The following is a 24,557-nucleotide window of genomic DNA, read 5'->3' as shown; positions in this document are numbered from 1 at the left end:
GCCGACCCGACCTCAAATACGGTCTCGGTTATCGATCCTGCGACAATCAAACAGGCACCCTTCGACCAGCCGGACATCCCGATCAGCTCTCATGACCGCGTCTACACAGCTGATCAGTTCTCCAACACGGTCTCCGTGGTCGATCCGTCTAGCGACACGACGCTCGGCGTCATCCGCCTGGGCAATCCCTCTCCGAACAATTTCAGCCCACTTTACAAAGGCCAGGTCCTGGTCCATGGCATGGGCTTCTCGCCGGACCACCGCACGATCGCTGTTGTTTCGATCGGGTCGAACTCAGTCGCATTCATCGACACCGCGACAAACGTTGTGAAGCACATCACTTACGTCGGCCGCGCTCCGCACGAGGCTTTCTTCACCCCTGACGGTAAGGAAGTCTGGGTCACGGTCCGCGGCGAGAACTATGTCGATGTCCTCGACGGCAAGACCTTCATGGAAAAGACTCGCATCATCACCCCTGCAGGCCCCGGCATGCAGATCTTCTCGCCGGATGACAAGTACGGCTATGTTTGTTCTTCCTTCAACCCCGAGACGGACGTGGTCTCGGTGGCGACGCACAGCATCGTCGCTCGGGTCAAACAAGCGAGCCCGTTCTGCCCCAACATCGCGGCGACGCCGGATGGAACCCAGGTCTGGATCACCCTGAAAGACACCGGCAAGACTGAGGTGTTCGACGCCAAGCCTCCCTTCACCGTCCTCAAGGTGCTCGAGACGGGCGCGATCACCAACCACGTCAACATCGTCCACAACGCGAACGGCACTTTTGCCTATGTGACCATCGGTGGCCTGAACGAAGTGAAAGTGTTCCGGACCAGTGATTTTTCGCAAGTCGCGACAATTCCGGTCGGCGCGCTGCCGCACGGGATCTGGCCGTCTGGCGACGGCAACCGCGTTTATGTCGGACTCGAGAACGGCGACGGCGTCACTGCCATCGATACGCTTACGAACAAGGTGATCGCGACGATTCCCATCGGCCAGGCGCCGCAAGCTATCACCTATGTGCCCGATGCGGTGCCGTCGGGTCCCGGAACGCAGAACCTACAATCACTCGGCGTCTCGGGCCAAGTCGCACATCTTGCCCTCGCGGCTTCCGCTGCGGAGACGAGCAATGCGCCCACCAGCGTCTCTCTGTTCGATCAAGGCCTGATCCAGGTGCTGGAAGCCGCGGTGTCCGGATTGCAGCCGAAGCAGCCTTACGTGCTGGCCCTCGCCGAGAACCCGGATGGCACCGGCGCACTGCAGCCGCTGCAATCCTTCATGACAAACCCGCTGGCGCGGCGATCGTCAATGCTATCGGTCCGATTCGGCAGCTCGTGGAGAGCGATGTGAAAGCACAGCGTCGCTATCTGGCGATCGTGCCAGCAAGCGGTACGGAGCTTGGCGCTCCGGTGCAGGTGCAGGTCCCATGACGAACGGCCGCCCGCCTGCGATCAACGGCTCCACGGCGCTTGGCGGGCGGCTCCCCACACTCATTCGAATCCGGCTAAGTCATCAGGACAAACGATTCAAGGAGGAATCATGAAAATGCAAACGAAAGTGGCTCCTTTTCTGGCGAATGCGTCGTTCGCTCAGCAAGTGAACACGGACTACGATCGCGCCGCAAATTTCAGTCAGTACAAAACCTACAGCTGGGAGAAAGTCCAGACACCTGATCCGTTGTCGGTTGACCGGATCAAAGCCGCGGTGGACGCCGCACTGGCAGCGAAAGGCTGGACCCAGGTGGAATCTAGCGGTGACATCTCAATTATCGCAATCGAGATCAACCGAGACCACCAGACTCTGAACACGTACACAGTTGGCACGCTTGTTGTCGATCTCTTCGATGCAAAGACCAAAAACTTGGTCTGGCGAGGCGTGTCCAGTGGCATGCTTTCCGACAAGTCCGACAAGAACATCGAGAACCTGAACAGGGGAGTGCAGAAGATGTTTCAGCACTTTCCTGCGCTCAAGAACTCTTGAGGTCCAAAATGACCCGCCACTTCAGCACTTCACTCAGCCTGGTCCTTTCTCGGCAGGGAGCCATTTGCGTGCCGCCAACAAGCCGCACGCAAATGGAGCTTTAGAAGGGAAGGGGATATGGACGAACGACGATTCCGAACGGCTGAGTGACCACCGCCCCGTTTCCATCGTCGGCCAGATCACGGAAGAAGTAACCGATGCTGCCGCGGCACCTACGCCACACATCGTCGGTCAGGGGTTGAAGAGTGCGCCGGAGCGCTGAAAACGAGATGCGGATTGTGGCACGAGAGCGACTCCGAGACGGAATATGCTCTTGAACCGAGGAGAACCTATGGAATATTTCGGCCTGGTAGAGCCACTATGACTAATGACAGAGTGTTCCGTTGACGATTCGGCGGCGATGTCTCGCGGTGTCAGAAGGTCGCCCAAGTAAGTTGCTATCGACATCACACAAAGTTTCAGATCCATCGTTAACGTCAGCGCCATTCCGGAAGGAGAAACAATGAGATTCAAATGGCTAGATTCAAAAGCCCTGATTTTGAAAAGCAGAAAGGAATTAGTCACTTCGCTTGTTGCAGCCGCCGTGGTCACAGCCGCGGGGTTCGCTATCGGTTCGGCCTCTCTAGCTTCGGCCCAGGACCTCTCGCGACGGCCCAGCGCTGCGGAAGCCGCGTTCCTGAAAGAGAACGACGCCGCCATGACGAAAATGATGAATGACATGGTCGTGAAGCCCACGGATGATGTCGACCATGACTTTGTAGCGATGATGGCGCCGCATCATCAAGGCGCTATTGACATGTCCGAAGCGGAGCTCCGCTACGGCCACAACGAGCAACTTATCCGCATTGCCCAGAACATTGTTGTTGAGGAGCTCCAGGAGATCGCGGCGATGCGCGGCGCCTCGGGCGAGAAGCTGACACCGACGGAGGCAACGCTTGCAGCGAGCTTCGCGGGCATCGCGGCGGGACCAGGTTCCTCTTCACCCGTACCAGCGGACAATGTGCCCCCGTCCCTTAAGACGGAGCGCCCCTTCCTGGCAGAGAACGACGCCGCCATGGCAAAAATGATGAATGACATGGCCGTGAAGCCCACGGGTGATGTCGACCATGACTTCGTAGCGATGATGGTGCCGCACCATCAGGGTGCGATCGACATGGCCCAGGCGGAATTGCGCTATGGACGCGAGGCGCAGCTGAGGCGCATCGCCCAGGAGATCATCGTCGATCAGATCCAGCAGATTTCCCTGATGCGCCTTGCCGTGGGGGAACCCCTGTCGCCGTCCGTCTCGTCGCCCACTGATCCGCTGCCCCAGCCGCTAGCTGGACGCGGTTCCGCTGCTATGTCTACTGCGCAAGGAGGTGGCTTCTAACGGAGGGAGTTGGCTGCCAGTCGTTTTGGCCTTGAGGGCGATTGCCGCCGTAGCATATGCAGATCATACCTGAAAGAACTGGCGGTGCTGGCTTACGAGATCGGCCAGCTGCCCAAGCACTCGTTTACGTCCCCGAGCCCTGCAGCAACTGAAGCCCAGGGTGATACTTCAGGAGTCCATTCTAGAAACTCCAGAACGTGAGCCGCTGAGTCCACGATTCGGAGTCTCTAGGTGTGACGACTACGAGAGCCTAATTTCCCACGTGATTTTCATCGCGAAGTGCCACAAGAAAGACGGTCTAGGCACTGGCGGAGGACCAAGATGCTGATCAAGAAGAGCGGAAGTCTGGAAGGGAAGATTGCGTCATCGGAGATTACTCCGAAGGATGCATTCTTCAATCGTCGCAACTTTCTGCGAGGCGCGGTGGCTGTGGGCGTGGGCGCGCTGGCGCTGAAGCAGGTGCTGGGGCTGATCCATCCGGAGCCGGTGCATGCGGATCAGCAACTGGTGGTGGTGCCGTCGAAGTACACGGTGCCGGATGCGCAGACACCGTTTGCGAAGGCGACCACCTACAACAACTATTACGAGTTCGGCACGGACAAGTCGGACCCGGCGAAGAACGCGCACACACTGCGCACGCGACCCTGGACCGTGCAGGTCTCGGGGATGGTGAAGAAGCCGCAGACGCTCGATATCAACACCATTATGAAGTACAGGCCAATTGAGAGCCGCGTCTACCGGCATCGCTGCGTGGAGGCGTGGTCGATGGTGATTCCGTGGGACGGGTACTCATTCAGCGAGTTCATCTCCGCGATGGAGCCGTTGCCCAGCGCGAAGTACGTGCAGTTCATTTCCGACAGCAAGAACAGCGATATGCCGGACAAGCCGGGTGGATTCGACTGGCCCTACTCGGAGGGGTTGCGCATGGATGAGGCGATGAATCCGCTGTGCCTGCTTACCTTCGGTTGCTATAGCGAGGTGCTGCCGAACCAGAACGGCGCGCCGATCCGCATCGTGAGTCCGTGGAAGTACGGGTTCAAGAATGGCAAGTCGATCGTGAAGATCGTCTTCACCGATAAGCAGCCGCATACGCTGTGGAACGAGATGGCGGCCAATGAATATGGCTTCTACTCGAACGTGAATCCGCGGGTGGACCATCCGCGGTGGTCGCAGTCGCATGAGCGGCGGATCGATTCCAGCCCGTTCCCGAAGACGATTCCAACGCTGATGTTCAACGGCTACGGCGACCAGGTGGCAAGTATGTACGCTGGGATGGATTTGAAGAAGTACTACTAAGGACGATATGCAGACACGATGGATTCCGTATGTGAAGGTGCTGGTGCATGCGGTGTGTCTGCTGCCTTTTCTCAAGCTGATTATGTTGTACCGGTCCGGCGCGCTGGGTTTGATGGCCGATCCGGTGCTTTACATCACGCTCTTAACCGGGTATTGGACGTTGTACCTGCTGATCACGTCGCTGGCAGTTACTCCAGTGCGGCGGCTGCATCCGAAGCTCGGGAACCTGATCCGGTTTCGCCGGCTGCTGGGGCTGTATGCGTTCTTCTACGCGACGCTGCACCTCTCGACATATCTTTTTCTGTTCTCGGGCTACGATCTGCCGACAGTGTGGGCGGGGTTGCGCGCCGGACATCTAAGCGCCATTTCGGACCAGTGGAGGGCGGTGTGGCCGACCATTCTCGATGACCTGAAGAAGCGCCGGTTCATCCAGGTGGGGCTGTTTGCGTGGACGCTGCTGTTGGCGCTGACCGTGACCTCGCCCGCGTTTGTGATGCGCTGGATGGGCGGTAAGGCCTGGCGGCGCGTGCACTACGCCGTTTACGTGGCTGCGTTAGCCGGCTGCGTCCACTACTGGTGGCTGGTGAAGAAGGGTGTCAGGGAGCCACTGCCGTTTACGCTGGTGCTGGCCGTGCTACTACTCGCGCGCATGATCTTGGCGGCCAACAAACGGCTGCGCAGGCCCACTCCAGTTGCTGGGATACTGGGATAGTTGCGGCCACGGATTGAACAGAGGACGGAGATCAAGGAGGTCCACTCAAACACCGGCTTATCTGTGCCAGTCCGAGGGCCAGCATCCTCACGACGGTCGAATGCAGCTCGCTTTCGGAGTTTGCCAAGCCCTCGACAACCATGAGGTGGTTGGCGCCTGGAACTTTCAGCACATCGGGCTTAAGTTGCGCCCATGTGTTTGCCATCAAATGGCTTTGGCGTTGAAGCTTTGAAGTCTCTAACTCCCCTGCGGCAAATGTCACGGGAACCCTATCGAATTCCGTCGACATTGCCCACTTGGCTCTAAAAACTGCCGAATCTACTCCCGGCATTGATCCCGGATGAGCTTGCCGAGTCCAAGGCGAGCGACAGCACCATCATGTCGATTGCGGGGCACGTCTCGCGCAAGATGCTCGCGCACTACTCGCACGTGCGGCTAGACGCGAAGCGAAACGCTCTGGACGCGCTGACGATGGGAAAAGGGAAAGAGGTCGATTCTGAGCGCACATCGAAGGGTTACGACACAAAGAGTGACACAAAAGTGTCGTCCAGTCTGCCCTCTTCGGCTTCATAGTGTGTGAATCAGCTGGGTCAGCGAGTCGGAGTTGGGAAGCTTAGTCCTATCACTTTCGGATCACTCAACCGTCAGCGCGAGAATGGTCGTGTCATCGAATTGCTCGACACCGGCCGACCATTCGGCGAGTTTGCTGGACAGCAGCGTGCAGATCGCCTCTGCGTTAGCTCCTTTCGGTAACGATGTGCAACAACTCAAAAGTCTGTCTTCGCCAAACTCCTCTCCCTGCGAACTCAGCGCGTCGGTCACTCCATCGGTGTACACAACGATCACACTACCCTTTGACAAAGTGACTTGACGTTCTTGATAAGTGATCTCGGGAAATAGACCTATGGGCAAATCGCCTCCCGGGAGCTTCGTCGCCTCGCCGATCTCGGATATGAGTAATGATGGACAGTGTCCTGCATTGATGTACCGAAGCACGTTATTGTTGGAATCAAATTCGCCGTAGAACATGGTGGCGTATCGATTATTCCCAAAACGGCCTTGAAGATCTCGATTGAGCGCGGCGACAAACGCAGCAGGCGTGGGGCGTATTCCGACCTTGTCCAATGCGAGAAGATGTCCGTGCACGAGCGCCTGCAGATGCGCCATCATCAACGCCGCGGACACGCCTTTTCCACTCACATCGGCGCATAACAGGCCGACTTCACTGTTGTTGAAGGTGAAAAAGTCATAAAGATCTCCACTAACAATGCGAGCTGGTATGTTTACCCCCATACATCGGCCGCCGCCGAGAGAGCCGCGGCTCTGGGATAAAGATGTTGCTGAACCTCGCGAGCAAGTGCAATGTCTCGTTCCAAAACTGCGGCCTGTTTTTCTTGTTCGCGCAGAGTTTCAAGATCGCTTGTCATCTTATTAAATGACGAAATCAACATCCCAATTTGATCCTTCACAGGCACCGCGACTCTGACGGAGAAATCGCCTTTGCCCACCTTAAAAGCAGCGTGGCTCAATCCGTCGACCGCAGCAACAATGCGTTGACTCAGCCTAAGAGACAAAAGCATGCCGCACGCATATACGAGAACAAGTGCAAGTGAAATACTTCCGAGTGGAGCGACCCAGGATGAGGTTCGCAATCCCATGTGACTCAGGTCCGTTACTGTCCGGGTATAGCTGGGCCGTACTTGACAGACTACCCAATCCTCGAATCGCCCGGTTTGCAAATTCCGGGCGACAACGACGACGGGAACCGGCTGTTGCGATCCAGGAATGAAATTCGCCACAATTTCACCTTTCACTCCTTGCTCAGCGCGGTAGGGGAGAAGGCGCGTGGGGCGGGTGTTCACTATCTGCAAACCTGAAGTCCTTGACAAATGCTGCAAAAAAGACCCACTGAAGGGTATCCGTACAAGGATGCTCATAGAACATTTCTCTCGCTCCGAAACGTCAAACGAGCGGATCTCGATAGCGCCGCGGTCTTCAACGATGTCAGCAAAGGAATCAGTGTCTCCCCATGTGGTTCCGTTGCCAAAGGTAACTCCCTTCGGCATAGCTGTAATCGAGAAGTGGCTATCCGGCCACTGGGCGCTCAGATAGTCGGTGATGAGAGGTGAGTTGGTTGCCGGTGCAACGCATCCTGGAACCCCATCGAGCAGCGCGTAAGTAACTTTCCCGGAGTTATAGATGATAGCGTTTAGCTGTTCTTCAACAAGGTAGGCACTTTCACGCCTGATCACAACATTCAGCACTGCAACCGAGAAAGCTCCGATCAAAAGCAAAGAGGCGACGCTGAAAAAGGCGAAGAGAATGAGCATCTTCCCGCGAATCCCTCCCCAGAAATTCGTCAAGTTCCTGAACAATCGCATTGGTCACCATGGAATACGGACAGCAGCGGGCGTCGTTCCTGCAGTTTGTCGAGAGCAGCGCGCCACGCTGGAATCGACGTGGGTCCCTCGATCTGCACGGCCATGGCGAAGTGCACCGTCCGGTGTCGGTCAATGAGGGAGAAGAGGTGCTCCAGCCCGCCAAGCGGTCTGGCAAAATCAATTGGGCATGGTTCAGGCATAGTCGTTGTCATTTCGAGATACTCCTTTGAGACGCTACTTTTTCGTTTTTATGGCGCTAGCGGCTGCCTGCACTATAAGAGTGAACGATGCCGGGAACTTGGATCGATCTCCATTAGCCCTTTTGTGAATCCATCGGTGCGCTTGCCTGGCCAGAGCGCGGATAGATTGACATCTGAAGTTCTCTTCTTAGTCGTTCGTTCTTCACGAGCAGTTCGCACACGACTATCTCCAGATTTGCTACGCGGCACTTCCAATATGCCAGTTCCGACTCGGGTTCACTTTCGAAGGATTCAACTGCCATATGGAACTCCGCTTTGGCGAAATTGTCTTTTGCATTGCTTGACCTCAGGCCAGACAGCACCCGTCAGTAATTGAGTGGGTTCGAGACCGGAGAAGCCTTTGGTATTGCCGGACCCAATCATCGAAAGTGTGATCGCCAATGTGCAATGGCTCTTATGGTGCTCCCGGAACGCTGTCACTAGTAAAGTGGCAGCATCCATCGGCTTTATTCCATCTGACGACGTGATTGACGAACTTTTCCCGAAATTGTGGCGCCTCATTCCGCGCTGAAAGGGTGAAGCTGCAGATGCAAGCCATGCTTGCATAAGGGATTAGCATGGCGCGAACGGCTTCTGGCGATCCACAGAACGTCCAGTCCGGGTGATTGAGCCGGTCTTCGATTCAAAGAGGGTTGGTCTACAACTTTTGCTCCGGTCTTCGATCCTGGACATCGAGAACGGAATACTATTTGAGGTGCCCCCTTGAGAGACCCGAGTTACCAACTTAAGGGCCATCGCATCGGCAGGCGCGCGGGACTTCCAGGGTTTCCAGCGCGGCTGATGAAAGCTTCTTCGCTGCTTGCGCGACAGCCACAACCCATCTTCGACCATCCACCGGCGCAGCGTCTCTCGCGAGACCTTGACTCCGTCCTTCTCGAACAGAACCTCCGCCGCCAGGCTCGGGCCGAAATCGACATAGCGCGACCGAACCAGTTCGATCACATACTCGCGGATGGCAGGAATAAGCCGGTTGTTCGAGCTGCGGCCACGAGCCTTGTGGATCAGCGCTCCGCCGCCACCATCGCGATACGCTGCCAGCAGCCGACGCGTCTGCCTCGTGCTCAACCCCAGAACCCGGTATTTGATCGTAGCGAAGGGATGCTCAACCGTGGATCGACGCATTCTCATCACCGCTGGTGTAACCCGTTCCTGCATTCGGTTCAATGCGTCTTCATACAAATGGCGGGCCAGGCTTCGCTTCGACGCCACCGTGCAACGAGGCTTGAGCGAGCATCCGGCACAGTCGGTCGTCGCGGCTTCATAAACCGTATAACGGTCCTTACGATGAACTTTCTTACGACGCAGGGCCTTGTTTCCGGGACAGACATAAGTATCGGTGGTGGAGTCGTATTGGAAGTCCTTGCGCCCGAATAGGCTGCCATCGCCTTGGTTATTGACAGTGCGCATCACAGGGAGGTACGGCAGCATCCCTGCCGCTTCGCAGTTTGCAGCCTGCTCTCCGTTGGAATATCCGGCGTCGGCTACGATGTTAAAGCTATCGGCGCCCAGCGCCTTCTTTGCTGCCTCAGCCATCGGTTGCAGGCACCGGTTACCCGATGTTGTTCTAAATGATATTGTTCAGATTGAATCTAACGTCATTTACTCCAGGAATTCGAATGTCGAGCTCTGCTTTGCCTGGTCAAGTTGTAGACACTACTTCGTTCGCTAGTTTTTTCCCTTGCGTTGAAGGGGTTGAGATCGCAAGAGACAACATCTTGCAAACTCTAGAGACAATGCTCGATGGGCGAAACGTTCGCTCAGTTCACATCGACGGACCTCCCGGAGCTGGCAAGACTATTCTTCTCAGCCAATTTGCGAAGCGCTATAGGAGCCGTACGATCTCGTTATTCCTCAAGCGTGGAAGTTGGTTCACATTCGACGCAGACTTTCTGCTACGCGATCTAGCGGCCCAAATTTATTGGCTTTTGGAAAATCGCGAATTGCAGCTTGACGGTGACGTGAATGAGCCGTTGATGCGGCGGCTTGTGTATAGCTTGAGATCCTATGCTCTACGTTTTGGCAAACCAATCATTCTGATAGTCGACGGGTTAGGCGAGATTCCCATAGAGCAACGTGATCTAAAGAACGTTCTTCTCAGTCGGTTACCTTTAGGGCTTGACTACATAAAACTGCTAACGTCTGCAAAGAAAGAAGATTTTGACCATCTGACTGGTGCCAAAGAATGGCTCGTTCCAATGTTTTCGTTTGAAGAATCACTTTCCTTTTTCGGAAGCACTCTTACGAGTGAGGGAGTCAGGACTGTTAACGCAACATGTAATGGTGTCCCCGGATACCTCGCCAGCATCAAGAGACTGCTGGAAACAGGCAATAGCGAAGATTCGCTGCTTGCAGACCTCCCTAAGAGTGCCCCTGATCTATTTCGAATGGAATGGCAAGCGGTAGACGAATCATCTGGGACGCTGATCGAGAGCCTCGCGCTGCTAGCCCACGATTCGAACGTTCATACACTGGAAGGCTTGGCCACTCTCCTTGCCACAAACGTAGCGGTTCTTAGAAAAGATCTCAATAGGCTCCGTTTTATAAATCTTCCCTTGGCAGATGATGGATCAGTAGAGTTCGTATCTGAACCCTTTCGCCAATTTGTTGCGAGCAAACTAGCGACCTACAAAGATTCTGTAAACCAACGCATGATCGAGCTGCTCTCGACAAATGAGAACAGCGCTGATGCCATCACACTCTTGCCCGCTTATTTACGGCAGGCCGGTCAAAACGCGAAACTGCTTCAATATCTATCGCCGGAGCGCTTCGCAAAACTACTGGACCGTTCACACCAAATTCGCCCAGTTAAACAAACTGTTTTACTTGGACTCGAGACCGCAATTGAGGTCGGAAGCCACAGTGAGATGCTGCGCTTTGCAATTCAGTCTTCTGCATTAGCGGAATATGCCGGCTTTACAGTTTCCCGCATCGAGATTGCTGCCAGAATGGAGTTGCAGGACTTGCCGTCATGCATTGCTCTTGCTCAAGCTGCCGTGTTGCTAAATGATCGCCTGCGACTTTTTGCGGCGATCGCACGAATCAGATGTGAACGAAAAGAATCTATAGAACCTCAGTTTCTTACCGAACTTCAATCACTATTTGATCGAGCGGAGTGGATGGAGTTTTCTCCTGAGTCCCTAACTCAGCTCGCGTCCGACCTAGTTTTCGTGAAACCGGAACTAGCCACACTTGCTCTCGATAAAGCTCATGTTCATTCCCCTCAAGGCGGAGCCAGACTGGACATCGCGCTGGCAAGTGCTTCACTGCTTGCGGATTCAAGTAGTGACCAAAACGTTCAGGCCAACGCCGAAATGTTTAGGGCAAAGATCAGAAATCCACGTCTATTATCTTTATTTACCGCATTATCCGCTCTAATGAAAGATATCGACGCGGAAGAAGTCATAAGGCGTGTCTCGCAACTCGGTAAGCCGAAGGAGCAGATATTTCTTCTACGGCAATGGTCTTTGCACGCACGAACCAATAAGGATGTCGCGAAAGTTGCATCTTACGCCCTCGACTTGGCTATCAGGACAACGGAATATACCCCTACAGCTACCGACTTTCGAGAGCTGTCAGAGGTATTCCGTCGGATCGAAGATCAAGAAGACGCGTCAGAGCTGATCCAAAGATTGGACGCCCAGCGTGCAGCGATTGAATCTGTTGGGCCAACTAATGATTTCATTTACCTTCAACTGCTGCTTGCTATGGGAGACAGCCTCGGGGATGAAGACGCGGCGGCAAATAGACTCATTGACATCTACGGCACGATTGCACAGCTTCGAGATCTGGCCGTCAAAACCGCATGTTTGGCGCGTTTCATCGATATGTTACCCCTAGTCGACAAGGGCGGAAGAATTCGTGCCAAAGAGGGTATCGAAGAATTAGCGTTAGCAGACTTCAATATTTCCCTAGAAGGGCTATTGAACGCAACGGCCGATCATAAGCATGCGACGCGTGACATCATCGCAGCCCTTGCAACTCGTTTTCAAGAAGTTGCAATCAGAGTAGCTGTCAGTCTCAACACGGCCACGCGTCGCGACGACGCGCTATCCTGGTTGCTTGAGAAAATAATTTCAACCCATGAAGAGGAACTTAACTCGTCGTTCATAAGGCAAATCTGCGAGTCATTTTGGGATCAAGATGATGCCGAGGAAGCTGTAACAAAGGTTCTGGAGAAGCTCAGTGAGATCGCTTCACCCGAGCTGATAAAGGACATCGCGCCGCGGTAATCTATTGTGTTGGCAGAGCTCTCAAATTCGCCGACGGCAAATTGCAGGTGCGCGGGTCATGTGCAGGATTTATCTGTCTGCAGCGGCTTGCAGAAGATGATTTGACGGGTTTGACTGGAGCTGCCTCCCAGAAGATGGAAGAGTCTTGGGCTTTTCTGGACGCAACTATTGAGAAAACAGACCTAGCTTTTCACGTTGCATCGCATCTGGCTAAAGCGGACCGCGAACAGGCCCTAGGATGGCTGAAAAAGGCTGAAGAGTCACGGGCCACACATCTTGTTTCAACATCGTCAGATGCCTACAGACACTGTCTACTCTTGGCATGCAGAGGCTACGCTGGGCTTGTGAAAAGACGCATTGACGATGTTGAGGATCTCCGCGAGCTAGGCGACCGTATCAAGCGTATTCCTTCTGCTCTCGAGAGCCTTTCAGTATGGTCTGATCTAGCCCTGCGAATCCTCAAGTTGGGAAGGACAGAAGAAGCTCGGCAGATTGGAACAGATTACATACAGAAACTAATCGCTCAATTTCGCCCGGCGACGACAGACCGGTACCGTGCAATCGCTTTAGCAATGCCCCTTCTGTTCAACACAACCAGAGCAACAGCACGCGAGCTGCTCTCGGAGCTTCCCATTTACTGGAAAGATATTGCCATTGGACAACTTGTAGAGTTCATATGCAAGAAACTTCCACCGTGGGAGCCTTACGAGGCCTCCTACCAGCAGGCCTATCGTCTCACCATTGATGAGATAACGGACCTCTGCGAGCTCGCCGAGGTAGCGGAAACTGATGTCGTCGCATATTGGATTGTGAGCACGATTTGCACAAGCCTAAAAGCAAGGGGTTCTCGTAAGGTCGTTACCGAAAATCAGCGCGCAGACACAATTGCGAAGTTAAAACGCATCGCAGCAAATAAATTTCCGAATCAATATTTCATCAAACATGACGGATACAAAGTGATGAGCGATGCAGATATTGCACAATTATCCAAGTACATACGAGGTACATGGGAAGAGCTCTTGGTAAAAGCGTTCGCTATTCCAAATGTGGCGGATCGCTGTCTTGTGCTGACTTGCATAGCCGGCAAGATTGCAAAGAACGATGCGGAGTGGGCAGCCGAGATCTTTGATAAGTGTGAAACCGAAGCGCAGACGATTCCGTCAGCTCTAGATAGGGCAGGCCGTTTTCACACAATGGCCAGAGAGGTGTACCCGGTCGATCGTGATAGGGCAACCAGATTTTACAAGCAGGCACTACTGCTTGCCAGAGACGATGCCAATCCAGAGTATGAAGCAGTTAGAAAAGACATCATAGATTCGGCATACCAGATCAGCCCAGAATTGGCGACGAGCTTAGCCTCTGCGACGGACGAAGATGAAGCCAGGAGAGATAAGCGAGGCATATCTAGTCGGATGGAAACACTGCAGCTCAGACGGCAGCTCGCTGCAACACGAGAGGACAATGATGGACTCCCTGAAGCAGCGAAGACTCGGTTGTCTCAAGCTACCTGGGAGTTACTTGGCTCGTTAAATGCAGGGAGGATAGTTCCGATTCGTGTGCAACAAACTAGTTCTTACATCGCTCACGCGGCTGCGCTCCCATTTAGGGCGGCGTTCCCTGTTTATGCATACGTAGTGGAGAATGCTATTGAGCGCATTCAAGACAAGAGCGAGGCGACCCGAACCATACGAGGCGATTACAGAGCTGTTTCGACCGCCGCCGACCTCTTCTATTTTCTGGCTGAGCGCAGCACCTGTGGCGTACCGGGAGAGCGGGGATACGGAGCTATAGAAACTGAGGAGTCCTGCTTTGTTGATGCAGGTGAGCGCGAGCGCGGTATCTCATTCATAGAGCGATGGATTACCACGGCGCCGGGGCCTTCCCTAGATATCAGCGATCCGTTTTTGTCGCCAGTAGACATGGTCGAGATACTAAAAATGGTGTTGTTAGCAAATCCTGCTTTGGAAGTAAATATAATAACAAGTCGACGTGCCCTGCTTGGAGGCCATGTAGCTATTCCGTTCAAAGACAGCTTCTCAAAAGCCTGGGCGGAAGCTTCCTCTCAAAATCCTCCAATTACCCGCATCATTGTCGTTTCTGTGGGCGCAGACGGAGACCCTTTAATCCACGATAGATGGTGGTGCTCAGGCTCGTCTTCAATTGACACGGGTACATCGTTCAATGGGATCGGCATAGGAAAAAGCTCAAAGATCACCCTTATGCCCGCTGAGCAGAGCGCCCAAGCGTCTGAGCGCATGACGGCTTCACTGAAGATGGGTGCTAGGTTTATCGAGGGCCGACGAGTGGTATACGAGAGCTTTGATCTCGAGTGAATTCGTTGTTGCTGATGACCGACAACTTCGGGGGCAGCTTGATGCTTTATTTCGAAATTCCCTGCACTATGCTTTATCACTCTCTAGCGTCACTCTGAGTCTCGGCACAATAAAAAACTTAGGAGAGTTCAAAGACGGCCAAGCTATGCTTTATTTCGGCAATATTATCTTTTATTTCTTATTTTTGTCATTCCGAGCGTAACCTGGCAAGTGGCCACTTTATACTCTGAAATGTAACAACACTGTAGGAGGCTCTGAGGTTGCCGAGGGCTGGAGTGATGTAGCGCCTGACACACTCGGCGAGCAGCTATGGACCGGGGTCTGTCAGGTGAAACCATAGCTGCATCTACAGTACAGCACGTTAAGACAAGGCGCCCTCCAGGATATCGGAAGAGGGCGGGTGTCCAAAGATGCTTGTCGTATTAAGGTATAGCCCAATCCTACGTCCGAGATCCGGTGAAATAATGTCGTAATAGAGTCCGTTTTTGCTTTATCGTACAGGTAATGACGAAGGTCAAAGAGTCTATTCGGACGCGTCGCCCCATGCGGACGCGCAAGCCGTCCAAAGGGCAACAGGTCGGCTACCTGCGCGTCAGCTCCCTGGATCAAAACGAGGTTCGGCAGCTCGAAGGGCTGGCCCTGGACAAAACCTTCACCGACAAAGCCTCCGGCAAGGATGCGAAGCGGCCCCAACTGGAGGCCATGCAGAGTTTCGTCCGTGAGGGAGACACGGTGTTCTGTCACTCGATGGACCGGCTGGCCCGCAACCTCGACGATCTGCGGAGGATCGTGCTGGGTCTTACTGAGCGGGGCATCCATATCGTCTTTGTGAAGGAAAACCTGACCTTCACCGGCGAGGATTCGCCCATGTCGAATCTGCTGCTGAGTGTCATGGGGGCGTTGCTCAGTTCGAAAGAGAATTGATCCGTGAGCGCCAGCGTGAGGGAATTGCGATTGCAAAGCGGGAAGGGAAGTACAGCGGCAGGAAGCCATCTCTGACACCCGCGCGGGCCGCCGAGTTGCGGCGGCGAGTTGCTGATGGCGACTCGAAGGCTGCGCTTGCTCGCGAGTTCGGCATCAGCCGGGATACGCTATATCGGTACGTGCCTGTCAAGAAGCGCCGGGCCGGGAAGCTTGCAAAATGAATCGTGAGCAGGGAAGCTGGGCTGGATCGACGTGGACATAAATGGGAACGATCGGAGGAAGGAAACGATGAGTGAATTGGATATGCAAGCGGAGCTGGAGCGCCTGCGGGCTGAGAATGCCCAGCTCAAGAGCAAAGACAAGGGTGGCCTCACTTTGAAGGTGAGCGAGAAAGGCGGGCTCTCTCTGTACGGCATGGGGCGCTTTCCGGTCACACTCTACAAGGAACAATGGCTCCGTATCCTGGCGAGTGCGCCGGAGATCGAGGCATTCATCCGCGAAAACGACTCCAAGCTGAAGGCGAAGGAGTAGGGCTTTGAAGAAAGTGGGCTCTGTTGCATTAACTAGCTGAGGAACAGGCTCCGTTGCATTAACTCAAAAACCGATCTTCGACATACCAGATGTTGGGTGCAATATGGGCCGCTAACCCCAACATATTGGGGTGCGAAAAGTTAATGCAACAGAGCCCTAAATTTTCACCCCAGTCGGGCCTATGGGCGGAACAATGCAGATTCTCACAGAATCTCAGATCGGCCTTATTCCCAACGTTGGCGACTTTGTGAACATGGCGGTATACGCCGAAGGGTGACAAATACGAGTTCGATAGTCCCGGTCGAGAAGTTTTCGGAATGGCAGGTATATGGAAGCTCTGGAAACATCCAGGGACGGGTCAATGGGAATCGACATTCGCAGTTCTCCCCGGAGAACCCAACGAAGTCATGCAGCCGATTCACAATCGTCTGACGACTGTGTTGGAGCCGAAGGACTATGCAGAGTATCTCGCGTTCTCTGAGAGGCCACCGGTTCATCTGTTACGTATTCTGCCGTCCAATGAATTGCGTGCGATGCGGTTAGAGAAGCCCACGCCAAAGCCACGGGCGAAGCCAAAGGCAGACCCACAGATATCTCTTTTCGGTTCGGAGTGATCACGGATGCCAAAACGCAGTGCGGGCCTATAATGTTTCGTACATCAAATGATCAGTTGGAGGTCTTTCTTGTTCATCCGGGAGGACCGCTCTGGGCAAAAAAAGACAAGGGTGCGTGGACGATACCCAAAGGTGAATATGAGCAGGACGAGAATCCGCTTGTCGCGGCGCGGCGCGAATTCGAAGAAGAAACGGGCTTTCAGGCCGTCGGCGAATTCTTCGATCTAGGCTCGATCAAACAGAAGAGCGGCAAGGTCGTGAACGCATGGGCATTCCAAGGTGATTGCGATCCGGCCAAATTGGCGAGCAATACGTGTGAGATCGAATGGCCTCCTCGTTCCGGACATCGCCTCGAAATACCTGAAGTTGATGGTGGGCGCTGGTTTTCGATGAGCGAGGCAGATGAATATATCCGCGAGGAACAACGTGAGTTCCTGCGCAGCCTCTTGCAATGACTCAACTAGAGTTCAATGCCCTTTGGCAGGCGTCTCCGGGTGTCGACTTCGAACTTTCAGCGTGCGATGAAGGGATGTTTCATCAGTTGCATTGTTGAGTTCGCCTGCTTCGGTGTTACGCTTTTTCTATTGGAGATCGGATGAGCATAATTGGAGCAGTATCTGAATTGGACAAAGAAATATCAGCGTTGAACAAAGAGATTAGTCGTCTAACGCAGATCCGAGAATCTCTCTTAAAGAGCCCTGCTGGAGAAAGTCGATCCGCTCTAAACACAACCGGTGAAACCCAGAAACGAAAGTATGTGCGTTCTGCCGTTACACCTGCAAAGACCTCCTCGCCGGCTAAAAAGTCCAGCACTATGAAGAAGGCTGCGTCGGTGAAGGCATCCGCTTCGGTGAAAGCGACAGCTCCGGCGAAGAAGAGAGTGATATCCGCAGCAACCAGGAAGAAGATGTCTGACGCTGCCAAGGCGCGGGCAGCGGTTAAGTCCGAACCTGCGAAGTAGTTCAATTGAGGTGAGAGAACGCCCTCACCTCAATTGGGTTATAACCTGGCTTGCGGACGCGAGTGCGGCGATCACTTCGTCGTATATCGTGTCCAGAGCGATGCCCCACCCATTGAGTAATGACTCGTACGTGTCGTGAGCATATCTTGGGCCGCGAACTAAGTCGATAACTCGGCACTTGCCGTGCCGTCTTCTACCTCAAAGAGGGGAGATGGCGCATCAAGTTGAAAGTTGCTGAGCCCGACGCCGACTAAGCGGAAGAGCTGTTTTGGCCCGAGTTCGACTCGTTCTCGTAAAGCGAGCGCAATCGTCGTCAGTTCGTCACGCGACGATGGTGGGGCGGGAGGCGTGAGACTTCGCGTGAGCGAGTTGAATTCCTTCGTCTTGAGCTTGAGTACGACTGTCTTCGCTCCACGAGCGTTATCTCGGGACGCCCGCCATACCTTTTCTGCGAGCTGCCGAATCTGGCCCTCGGTTTCCGCGAGAGGTATGTCGACTTGAAACGTATCTTCGGCAGAGATTGATTTGCTCACTCGGTTCGCAACAACAGGATTGTGGTCGATGCCGCGGGCGAGCTGGTAGAGGCGAATGCCATAGCTACCAAAGTGATTTTCGAGATCGGACAACTCCAGACGGTATAGATCATCTACTGTAGCAATACCGACTGCTTTCATGCGGCTCTCCGTAACCTGACCGACCCCAGGAATGCGTCCCACCGGAAGGGGAAGAAGAAAGTCCTGTACTTCGTGGGGTTGGATGACGAAGAGTCCGTCCGGCTTGCGCCAGTCGGATGCAATCTTTGCGAGGAACTTGTTTGGAGCGACGCCCGCCGAAGCGGTCAGATTGAGCTCCTCGCGGATTTGCTCACGGATCGTCTTCGCCACGCGAGTTGCCGTGAGTAGGTTGGTTTTGTTCTCCGTTACGTCCAAATAGGCTTCATCGAGCGATAGCGGTTCAATGAGATCGGTATGGCGATGGAAGATTTCTCGCGCTCCTTGAGATGCCTCTGTTGCTGGAGTCCTTGCTGTGCCGGGATTGCACGTGAAGATCGCCCTTGAACCACACCCCATCGGTAAGGCTGGCGATGGGGGCAGTGGGCCGCCCTCAGTGGGCGCCCAGGGAGGGCTATGGCTTGACTGCCCAACGGTCGAACTGCTGATGCAACCCGCCATGATCAAACCGGCCACGAAAACATGCACACGCATACTCAATTCCTCTCAGAAAATACCAAGGGTGGGATTCTGCCATCCTTTACCTGCGTTGATCACAGCAGGCAAAGGCAGCAGCGAATCATTCGTCGTGGTGATTAATCGTCGTCTTTCACTATCATGTCGCCTGCATCGATGAGAGGACGGAAGCGATGTACCGGCGGCGGCATAGGAGAATCCGCGCCTTTGATGCTCTTCCATATGATCTCGTTCAGGGCGTGCATCGGAGCTCGGTCTAAGTCGGAAAAATCCATCTTCCGACTCTCTTCCGATCCGTAGTCTCCCTTCTTGTTTTTGGCGTTGACGTCAATCCTTGGCCCAATCACATCGAACGGAGTTGCCTGAGCCTCCGTTCCGAAGGACGCATACATCGGCATTGCGGCCGCATCGTATTGGCTCATCGGCGGCATGCCAAGGAGCAGTTCGATGGATCTGACCATCGAGCTGGTCGAGTACAGCGTGCTGTCCACAACGCCGCGCTTTACATAGGGACTCAGCACGAGTCCTACTGTACGGCGGGCGTCCACGTGGTCCGGGCCATCCTGTCCGTCGTCTTCGATGATAAAGATCGCTGTATTCGGCCAGTACCGGCTGTGGCTGACCGCGTCGACAAGTTGGCCGATAGCGTAGTCGTTGTTCGCCACCATCGCCTGCGGCGTAAACGCGCCGGGAGCGGTGCCGCGTGTATGGTCTTCGGGCATGCTCATCACGACAAAGTTCGGGAACCGCTGGTTCGGGTCGGGACTGTCGTAGTTCTTCTCGTACTCCTTGAACTCTCTCAGGAAGACCGCGACATTCGCCGTATCTCGCTGGCGGGATCCGAGATAATCACTGGCGACGTGACCGACGAGTCCTCCCGATCCGGGAGCGGCGTCCATCGTCGTGCCGGTGCTGGCGCGCGAGGCATACTCGCCGTAAGACCGGTATGTGAGCCCTTTCCTCGCGGCCAAGTCCCACAGGTGTCCTGCCGATGGGATATACGCCCGCGTCCGCTCCGCGTCGCTGCGACCCGCATATGTCGGCGGCCAATATCGTTCGTTGAAATCCGTTGCATAGGCCGAGTCCGACCACGAATGGCCATCCACGCTAACCTCACCGTCGCAGTAGAGATTGTCGAGAACCACATATTGCCTGGCGAGTGCGTGTTGGTTGGGTGTTACCTCCTCGCCAAAGATGGTCAGCCTGGGATCGCCGTTGGTTCCTTTGAGGTCGCCGAACTCCTGGTCATAAGTACGGTTCTCCTTGATGATGTAGATCACGTGCTTGATCGGTGTTTCAACGCCGACTTCACGTGGCAGGATCGTCGGCTGCTTAGGAGGCCGCGCCTCCGACAACAGAGAATCGTTGTAGGGCGTATTCTCAATCACCTCGTGCGTCCATTTAGGTAGACTCTGCCGCAGGTTTGTCACGGGCAACGCCTCGATGCTGGTCTTCTGGAGGGTCTTGACGGTTTCGTCGCCATACCACTTGGAGGCAAGCGGACTTCCGACGCCCTTGAGATCCGGATGTCCCTCTTCGCCCTTGCTGTTGCCAATGAAGAGCGTATTGTTGTTTTCCGCGAGCGCCAGCGCCGAGGGATACCACCCTGTTGGGATGAATCCGATAACAGCGCTGTGCCCGCGTACTGCTATCCGGATCACGGCAATCGAGTTGTTGTCGGCGTTGGCCACGTACAGAAGCTTGCGCTTGTTATCGATCTCGATCGCATCCGGCGTCGAGCCTTCAGGCGCGAACGGAGTCAGCGTTGTCGAGAGCCGTTCTACGACTTCGAGCGTGTTCGTGTCGATGACATGAATTGAATTGTCGTTCGAGCAGGCTACAAACAACCGACCATCAGCTGCCAGCTTCATGTCATTCGGATTCATTCCCACATGCAATGTGCGGATGACCCTATTGCCCCCTGTATCGATGACGCTCACGCTCTCGCTCGCCCAATTTGAGACAAACAGCCTGCGTCCGTCCTTGCTCAACACGGTTGCATAGGGATTGATCTCCACAGGAATTCTCGTCACGATCTGTCGTGTTTCGGCATCGAAGACGACCACATTGCTCGGCCCCGTCCCGGTCCCGCGATTTGCGGCGTAGATCCTATGTTTGCCGGGCAGGTAGGCCACACCTGACCACCACACTTTCTTTGCATCGATCGTTTCGACAAGACCACCCGATGGTTTTTCGCTCAGGCGGCCGTCTTTATAGGCGAATTCATAGATAGGTGCCATGCTCCCTGCGATGTTCTTGGCGCCTGTAGCATTGCCTCCCGAAACGTACAGAGTATGACCGTCCGAGGACCACGCAAGGCCAAGCCAGGTTGTCTTCAACGGAATCTGCTGGACGAGCTTCCGTGTCTTCACATCGATCACATCGATGCCGTGCGGCAGGTAGCCGGAATGTGTCGCAACAATAATCTTTCCGTCCGGCGATACGACGGTGTTGAGCACGAGATCTTCGATCGTCGCAATGGCCTTTCCAGCCGGCGTGATGCGCCATCCATTCGGCAAGTCGAAACCGCCCGGGATGTACTTCGGGTTCTGCTGAGTCGCGTCACCGACCGTGCGCGCGGGAACCTGCGCATCCGCAGGCGGAGAAGTTTGACTCCGGGCACACAGGGAGAGGCTTGCAGAGAGCAGGACAATTGAGAGACTACGGTTGATCAGCATACTTCGAACTCCTTCTATCGGTTCGCTTCAGTCTGCGACGCTAGATACGCGGCGGGACAACCTGGGTTTGGAGGCCATGTCGAAGACCAGCTAGCCTCCGACCTATGCCGAATTTTTCAGAAGTTGAACTTCGCGGCGAACTCGATCGTGCGGTTCTCATTGACAACCGATGAGATCACACCGAACGATGCAGGGTTGCTGATGGCCGCGCTGGGAACCCCGAAGTTGGGATGGTTGGCGATGTTGAACACCTCGCCACGAAGCTGCACCTTATAGCGTTCGCCGATGGCCGTGTTCTTCTCCAGGTTCATGTCCCAGTTCTGGAAGTTCGGGCCCCGAAGCATGTCATAGCCGGAGTTTCCGAAGGTGTAGGGCGTTGGTACGGCGAACGCCGCTGGGTTGAACCACTCCGCATTGGTTTTCTTCGCAGGATACAGTGGTATCCCGGGAACGCGGTCTGCGCGCCCACTGGCACCGTACGTCTGGCTACCCGGAGCGGTAAAGGTGACTGAGAACGGCTGCCCAGTTTGGAATGAGGTGAGGCCGGCGATCTGCCAGCCGCTGATGAGCTTGTTCGCGAAGCCGCCGACGGCGCCGAACAGCATCTTGTTGTGCCCGAACGGGAGCTCGTAAGCGTAACTGACCTCGAGCGTCTGCGGAGTAATACTGGAGATAGGACCGTAGGAGTCGCCGATGGTCGTCGGGTTCTGGTGATTTTCGACGCCCAGCACCCGAATCCACTGGTACTCGGCGTTGATCATGAATCCATGTTTGTACTGCTTGTGCAAGCCCACCTGCAGTGAGTTGCCGGTGGTGTGATAGATGGGATCAAATGCCTCGGTGATCGTCGAGAAGGGCTGATAGGGGCGACGCGACTGCTCGACTGTCGCGCCAGGAGCTGCATAGTTGATATCCGGTTCGGTGTTGCCGGGACCGCCGTGGTTGTTCTGATGAATCGTGCGTTGGCCGACGTAGCCGATGCGGAGGTCCACTGCGCCAGGGAGTTGCTGCTCGATCGCGAGGTTGTACTGCTCGGTGTAGGGCGTGATGGTTTTGTGCTGCGCGATGGTCGAGGGGTTGGCCGGAACAGAGGCGGTCGCGGCAAACGGCGCGTTCATCGTGATGGTTGGCGACGCACTGTTCGAATACGTGACGCTGTTGACGAACGGGAGGTTGCCGAACCCTCCATCGACATAGGACGAAGGTAGGAGATTGTAATACTGACCTGTGGCGATCTACTCGTGCTCTTTCGCATTTAGATATGCAGGCATCATGCCAATTGCTAAGGCACTGAAAAGAGACAGCGTCACCATCAGATTCATGCTTCAGGCTCAGCAAAATGACGAACGCTCAGCAGAACGTGCCTGCCTCAAGAACTCAGCAGCAACGTATGGACCCACCTTTCGAGGTGCGTTGGTCTAGTCAGGGAGGGAAAGGGAATTGATGGCAGGGGCCGCTCGTTGGAAGCGAGAGCCGTCCCAATTAGGGGTTGACGTTTCAGACCGTAGCTCTTGATTCTCAAGCGTCTGATTTTCGATTCAGGCATCGCGGTCGGGGAGGAGATGTTCCGTGGGGCGGGCAATCATGAGTAAGCCCCCTGCGCGGATCTCGAACTACTGGCGACCACGGCCGCCTGGGCCATCATCTTCGGGGCAGCACGCAGGTGGTTTCAGACACCTGACCATATTCCGGCTGAGGATATGGCTTCAAAAATCGAAGCGATGCTCAAGCCAATCTTTATTCGCGCCTCTAAGTCTGTGCCCCTTCGGCCCGCTCGCGAATAATCCATTCGCGCACAAAGAGAGGGCAGTGCACAAGTACAATGCCCCCATCCTCGCAGTCACTCAAGAATCGAACAACCTCAACGTCCACAAGAGTGACTTCATCCAAGTCCAGGATTATGCGAATGGCGTCATCGTCCATTTGAGCCCGTATGTCGTCGATATCGGTCGATTGAATTCGGCCACTGAGCCGCAGCCTTGTAGTGTCTCCGGCCGATTCCTTTTCAATCCGTAACATTGATCGACCAGTCCTCTCGGGCGGGGTCTCAAGCCACCAATGCCAGATCGGGATCCTGCTTGCCGAAGTGGGCGGCCATCTGAGACCTAGCCACTATGAGATTGTCCATTTCTCCCCTCGCCTGTTGATGGGCGCATTGCGGCGGCGCGCACTCTTATGCACTAAGGTGTAGCTGGCGTTTCCATGATTGATCTATTGCCGTCGTTTACGTTCGGGCAGCCGACTGCACTGGCGGCAAAAAGAATAGGTTCAAGGAACGAGTCCCTTGGGCACCGTGCACCAGAGTGGCCTCAACATCGGCGGTGGGCGATGGCCCCATCATGAAGCATCCGAATGCCGTTTCATCGAGTCGCACTCTTAGTCTTTTCTGAGTCGAACCGTTTGTCGCTGAGATCGGAGAGGTCAGTTCCATTCTCGCTCCTGTCTGAGAAGGGCAATTCCCACCCGTGAAGCAAGAAGCCCGACCACGATGCCAACGGCAGTGTCAGCAAGTCGGAGAATGGGCTGTATCCAGGCTGGTCCCGGACTTATTCCGGCTACAACGAACACCACAGCGGTCGTAATGGCTGTTGTACCGATGGCCTCGGAATGGCCAATCAGACACAAAATGACGGTGCCGATCCAGATGAGCGCGACCATCCCGAAGACATTGAACGGGAAAATGAGAAAGTATAAGAAGCAGAGTGCGAAACTAAGGAATGTCGCCAGCGTCCGCGATATCGCCGCGCGACCGCTCTGGAGAATTCTGTATCGAAACACAAAGATCGTCGCGATCACTGCCCACATGCCTCCAAGCAGGTCATTCTCGCGAGATACAGAATACTCGCGCAAGGATGTTCGTGATGAGCCAATAGCTGATGAGGCAGGAGATTGCGAGCATGGTTCCAAAGCCTACCTCCCGGCCTATACGCGACAGTCCAGTTCCAGCGACGACAGCCTCATTGTGTGTGGATTCCATCGTTTTACTCCTCATTGGATCCAGATGTAGCGCAGATGGCCACATCTGGCGTAATGGCTAGGCCTCTCACAAATCGTCACCCTTAGTGAGTTCATGGGAAGAGGCCTCTTTCTGCGAGCCAGGAACTG

General features: G+C 54.8%; 18 protein-coding genes and 5 pseudogenes. 14 read left to right on the top strand and 9 right to left on the bottom strand.

From position 1 onward, the window contains the following. The first annotated feature begins 30 nt into the window (after positions 1 to 30). From RBB80_RS34180 to RBB80_RS34150, 7 genes and pseudogenes are all read left to right on the top strand, one after another. Positions 31 to 1,427, top strand: a pseudogene (locus RBB80_RS34180) (YncE family protein). 109 nt (positions 1,428 to 1,536) lie between these two features. After that, positions 1,537 to 1,977 carry a DUF4136 domain-containing protein gene (locus RBB80_RS34175; protein ID WP_433970346.1) on the top strand — a complete coding sequence of 147 codons (441 nt, stop codon included), beginning with the start codon at positions 1,537 to 1,539 and terminating at the stop codon, positions 1,975 to 1,977. Positions 1,978 to 2,041: 64 nt separating this feature from the next. Next, a complete protein-coding gene (locus RBB80_RS34170) occupies positions 2,042 to 2,239 on the top strand; it encodes a hypothetical protein (protein WP_433970345.1) in 198 nt (65 codons plus the stop codon). A gap of 240 nt (positions 2,240 to 2,479) precedes the next feature. After that, positions 2,480 to 2,815: pseudogene (locus tag RBB80_RS34165) on the top strand (DUF305 domain-containing protein); the annotation flags it as partial. 51 nt (positions 2,816 to 2,866) lie between these two features. After that, positions 2,867 to 3,346: a DUF305 domain-containing protein gene (locus RBB80_RS34160; protein WP_433970428.1), complete on the top strand. Its 480-nt coding sequence runs from the start codon at positions 2,867 to 2,869 to the stop codon at positions 3,344 to 3,346. Positions 3,347 to 3,667: 321 nt separating this feature from the next. After that, the gene (msrP, locus tag RBB80_RS34155) at positions 3,668 to 4,642 is read left to right on the top strand and encodes a protein-methionine-sulfoxide reductase catalytic subunit MsrP (protein ID WP_433970343.1); all 975 of its coding nucleotides are present in this window, start codon (positions 3,668 to 3,670) and stop codon (positions 4,640 to 4,642) included. 31 nt (positions 4,643 to 4,673) lie between these two features. Next, on the top strand, positions 4,674 to 5,354 hold the full coding sequence (locus tag RBB80_RS34150) for a sulfite oxidase heme-binding subunit YedZ (RefSeq protein ID WP_433970341.1): 681 nt from the start codon (positions 4,674 to 4,676) through the stop codon (positions 5,352 to 5,354). 633 nt (positions 5,355 to 5,987) lie between these two features. Here the strand turns inward: RBB80_RS34150 and RBB80_RS34145 are convergent. From RBB80_RS34145 to RBB80_RS34135, 3 genes and pseudogenes are all read right to left on the bottom strand, one after another. Next, positions 5,988 to 6,647 (bottom strand): PP2C family protein-serine/threonine phosphatase, encoded by a 660-nt coding sequence (locus RBB80_RS34145; protein ID WP_433970340.1) that lies wholly within the window; start codon positions 6,645 to 6,647, stop codon positions 5,988 to 5,990. Next, positions 6,638 to 7,684: a HAMP domain-containing protein gene (locus RBB80_RS34140; RefSeq protein WP_433970339.1), complete on the bottom strand. Its 1,047-nt coding sequence runs from the start codon at positions 7,682 to 7,684 to the stop codon at positions 6,638 to 6,640. The genes RBB80_RS34145 and RBB80_RS34140 overlap by 10 nt, the downstream gene beginning before the upstream one ends. 1,082 nt (positions 7,685 to 8,766) lie before the next feature. Then, positions 8,767 to 9,528, bottom strand: a pseudogene (locus RBB80_RS34135) (helix-turn-helix domain-containing protein); the annotation flags it as partial. 83 nt (positions 9,529 to 9,611) lie between these two features. Between RBB80_RS34135 and RBB80_RS34130 the strand changes: the two are divergent. From RBB80_RS34130 to RBB80_RS34105, 6 genes and pseudogenes are all read left to right on the top strand, one after another. Continuing rightward, positions 9,612 to 12,224: an ATP-binding protein gene (locus tag RBB80_RS34130; RefSeq protein WP_433970337.1), complete on the top strand. Its 2,613-nt coding sequence runs from the start codon at positions 9,612 to 9,614 to the stop codon at positions 12,222 to 12,224. Positions 12,225 to 12,358: 134 nt separating this feature from the next. Beyond that, positions 12,359 to 14,557, top strand: a complete 2,199-nt coding sequence (locus RBB80_RS34125) for a hypothetical protein (protein ID WP_433970336.1) — start codon at positions 12,359 to 12,361, stop codon at positions 14,555 to 14,557. 543 nt (positions 14,558 to 15,100) lie between these two features. Further along, positions 15,101 to 15,702 (top strand): annotated as a pseudogene (locus RBB80_RS34120) (recombinase family protein). A gap of 67 nt (positions 15,703 to 15,769) precedes the next feature. Continuing rightward, on the top strand, positions 15,770 to 16,012 hold the full coding sequence (locus RBB80_RS34115) for a hypothetical protein (RefSeq protein WP_433970335.1): 243 nt from the start codon (positions 15,770 to 15,772) through the stop codon (positions 16,010 to 16,012). Positions 16,013 to 16,299: 287 nt separating this feature from the next. Further along, positions 16,300 to 16,626, top strand: a pseudogene (locus RBB80_RS34110) (SOS response-associated peptidase family protein); the annotation flags it as partial. A gap of 32 nt (positions 16,627 to 16,658) precedes the next feature. Continuing rightward, positions 16,659 to 17,081, top strand: a complete 423-nt coding sequence (locus tag RBB80_RS34105; protein ID WP_433970333.1) for an NUDIX hydrolase — start codon at positions 16,659 to 16,661, stop codon at positions 17,079 to 17,081. Positions 17,082 to 17,196: 115 nt separating this feature from the next. Here the strand turns inward: RBB80_RS34105 and RBB80_RS34100 are convergent, their stop codons facing one another. The 4 genes from RBB80_RS34100 to RBB80_RS34085 all read right to left on the bottom strand — a co-directional run bounded on the left by RBB80_RS34100 (position 17,197) and on the right by RBB80_RS34085 (position 22,570). Continuing rightward, positions 17,197 to 17,592: a hypothetical protein gene (locus tag RBB80_RS34100; RefSeq protein WP_433970332.1), complete on the bottom strand. Its 396-nt coding sequence runs from the start codon at positions 17,590 to 17,592 to the stop codon at positions 17,197 to 17,199. A 153-nt stretch (positions 17,593 to 17,745) separates the two neighbouring features. Further along, positions 17,746 to 18,792 (bottom strand): DNA polymerase IV, encoded by a 1,047-nt coding sequence (dinB, locus tag RBB80_RS34095; protein ID WP_433970331.1) that lies wholly within the window; start codon positions 18,790 to 18,792, stop codon positions 17,746 to 17,748. A gap of 101 nt (positions 18,793 to 18,893) precedes the next feature. After that, positions 18,894 to 21,452 (bottom strand): alkaline phosphatase family protein, encoded by a 2,559-nt coding sequence (locus RBB80_RS34090; RefSeq protein ID WP_433970330.1) that lies wholly within the window; start codon positions 21,450 to 21,452, stop codon positions 18,894 to 18,896. A 116-nt stretch (positions 21,453 to 21,568) separates the two neighbouring features. Next, on the bottom strand, positions 21,569 to 22,570 hold the full coding sequence (locus RBB80_RS34085; RefSeq protein WP_433970329.1) for a hypothetical protein: 1,002 nt from the start codon (positions 22,568 to 22,570) through the stop codon (positions 21,569 to 21,571). A 691-nt stretch (positions 22,571 to 23,261) separates the two neighbouring features. Between RBB80_RS34085 and RBB80_RS34080 the strand changes: the two genes are divergently transcribed. Further along, positions 23,262 to 23,468 (top strand): hypothetical protein, encoded by a 207-nt coding sequence (locus tag RBB80_RS34080; protein WP_433970328.1) that lies wholly within the window; start codon positions 23,262 to 23,264, stop codon positions 23,466 to 23,468. Between the two features lie 405 nt (positions 23,469 to 23,873). Here the strand turns inward: RBB80_RS34080 and RBB80_RS34075 are convergent, their stop codons facing one another. Both RBB80_RS34075 and RBB80_RS34070 read right to left on the bottom strand, forming a co-directional pair. Next, the gene (locus RBB80_RS34075; RefSeq protein ID WP_433970326.1) at positions 23,874 to 24,257 is read right to left on the bottom strand and encodes an FUSC family protein; all 384 of its coding nucleotides are present in this window, start codon (positions 24,255 to 24,257) and stop codon (positions 23,874 to 23,876) included. A 13-nt stretch (positions 24,258 to 24,270) separates the two neighbouring features. Beyond that, complete coding sequence (locus RBB80_RS34070; RefSeq protein WP_433970324.1) at positions 24,271 to 24,429, bottom strand: hypothetical protein; 159 nt, start codon at positions 24,427 to 24,429, stop codon at positions 24,271 to 24,273. Positions 24,430 to 24,557: the final 128 nt, after the last annotated feature.

Source organism: Tunturiibacter gelidiferens (genome assembly GCF_051013345.1).
Taxonomy (GTDB): Bacteria; Acidobacteriota; Terriglobia; order Terriglobales; family Acidobacteriaceae; genus Edaphobacter; species Edaphobacter gelidiferens_A.
This window is presented reverse-complemented; position numbering and strand designations above follow the sequence as displayed.

Bases quoted from the DNA above. Each gene is read 5' to 3' on its own strand.
- RBB80_RS34085 (WP_433970329.1), bottom strand. From the start codon at position 22,570: ATGAACGCGCCGTTTGCCGCGACCGCCTCTGTTCCGGCCAACCCCTCG.
- RBB80_RS34125 (WP_433970336.1), top strand. From the start codon at position 12,359: ATGGAAGAGTCTTGGGCTTTTCTGGACGCAACTATTGAGAAAACAGAC.
- msrP (WP_433970343.1), top strand. From the start codon at position 3,668: ATGCTGATCAAGAAGAGCGGAAGTCTGGAAGGGAAGATTGCGTCATCG.
- RBB80_RS34130 (WP_433970337.1), top strand. From the start codon at position 9,612: ATGTCGAGCTCTGCTTTGCCTGGTCAAGTTGTAGACACTACTTCGTTC.
- RBB80_RS34070 (WP_433970324.1), bottom strand. From the start codon at position 24,429: ATGGAATCCACACACAATGAGGCTGTCGTCGCTGGAACTGGACTGTCG.
- RBB80_RS34175 (WP_433970346.1), top strand. From the start codon at position 1,537: ATGAAAATGCAAACGAAAGTGGCTCCTTTTCTGGCGAATGCGTCGTTC.
- dinB (WP_433970331.1), bottom strand. From the start codon at position 18,792: ATGCGTGTGCATGTTTTCGTGGCCGGTTTGATCATGGCGGGTTGCATC.
- RBB80_RS34090 (WP_433970330.1), bottom strand. From the start codon at position 21,452: ATGCTGATCAACCGTAGTCTCTCAATTGTCCTGCTCTCTGCAAGCCTC.
- RBB80_RS34160 (WP_433970428.1), top strand. From the start codon at position 2,867: ATGCGCGGCGCCTCGGGCGAGAAGCTGACACCGACGGAGGCAACGCTT.
- RBB80_RS34145 (WP_433970340.1), bottom strand. From the start codon at position 6,647: ATGGGGGTAAACATACCAGCTCGCATTGTTAGTGGAGATCTTTATGAC.
- RBB80_RS34140 (WP_433970339.1), bottom strand. From the start codon at position 7,684: ATGCTCATTCTCTTCGCCTTTTTCAGCGTCGCCTCTTTGCTTTTGATC.
- RBB80_RS34115 (WP_433970335.1), top strand. From the start codon at position 15,770: ATGAGTGAATTGGATATGCAAGCGGAGCTGGAGCGCCTGCGGGCTGAG.
- RBB80_RS34105 (WP_433970333.1), top strand. From the start codon at position 16,659: ATGTTTCGTACATCAAATGATCAGTTGGAGGTCTTTCTTGTTCATCCG.
- RBB80_RS34075 (WP_433970326.1), bottom strand. From the start codon at position 24,257: ATGTGGGCAGTGATCGCGACGATCTTTGTGTTTCGATACAGAATTCTC.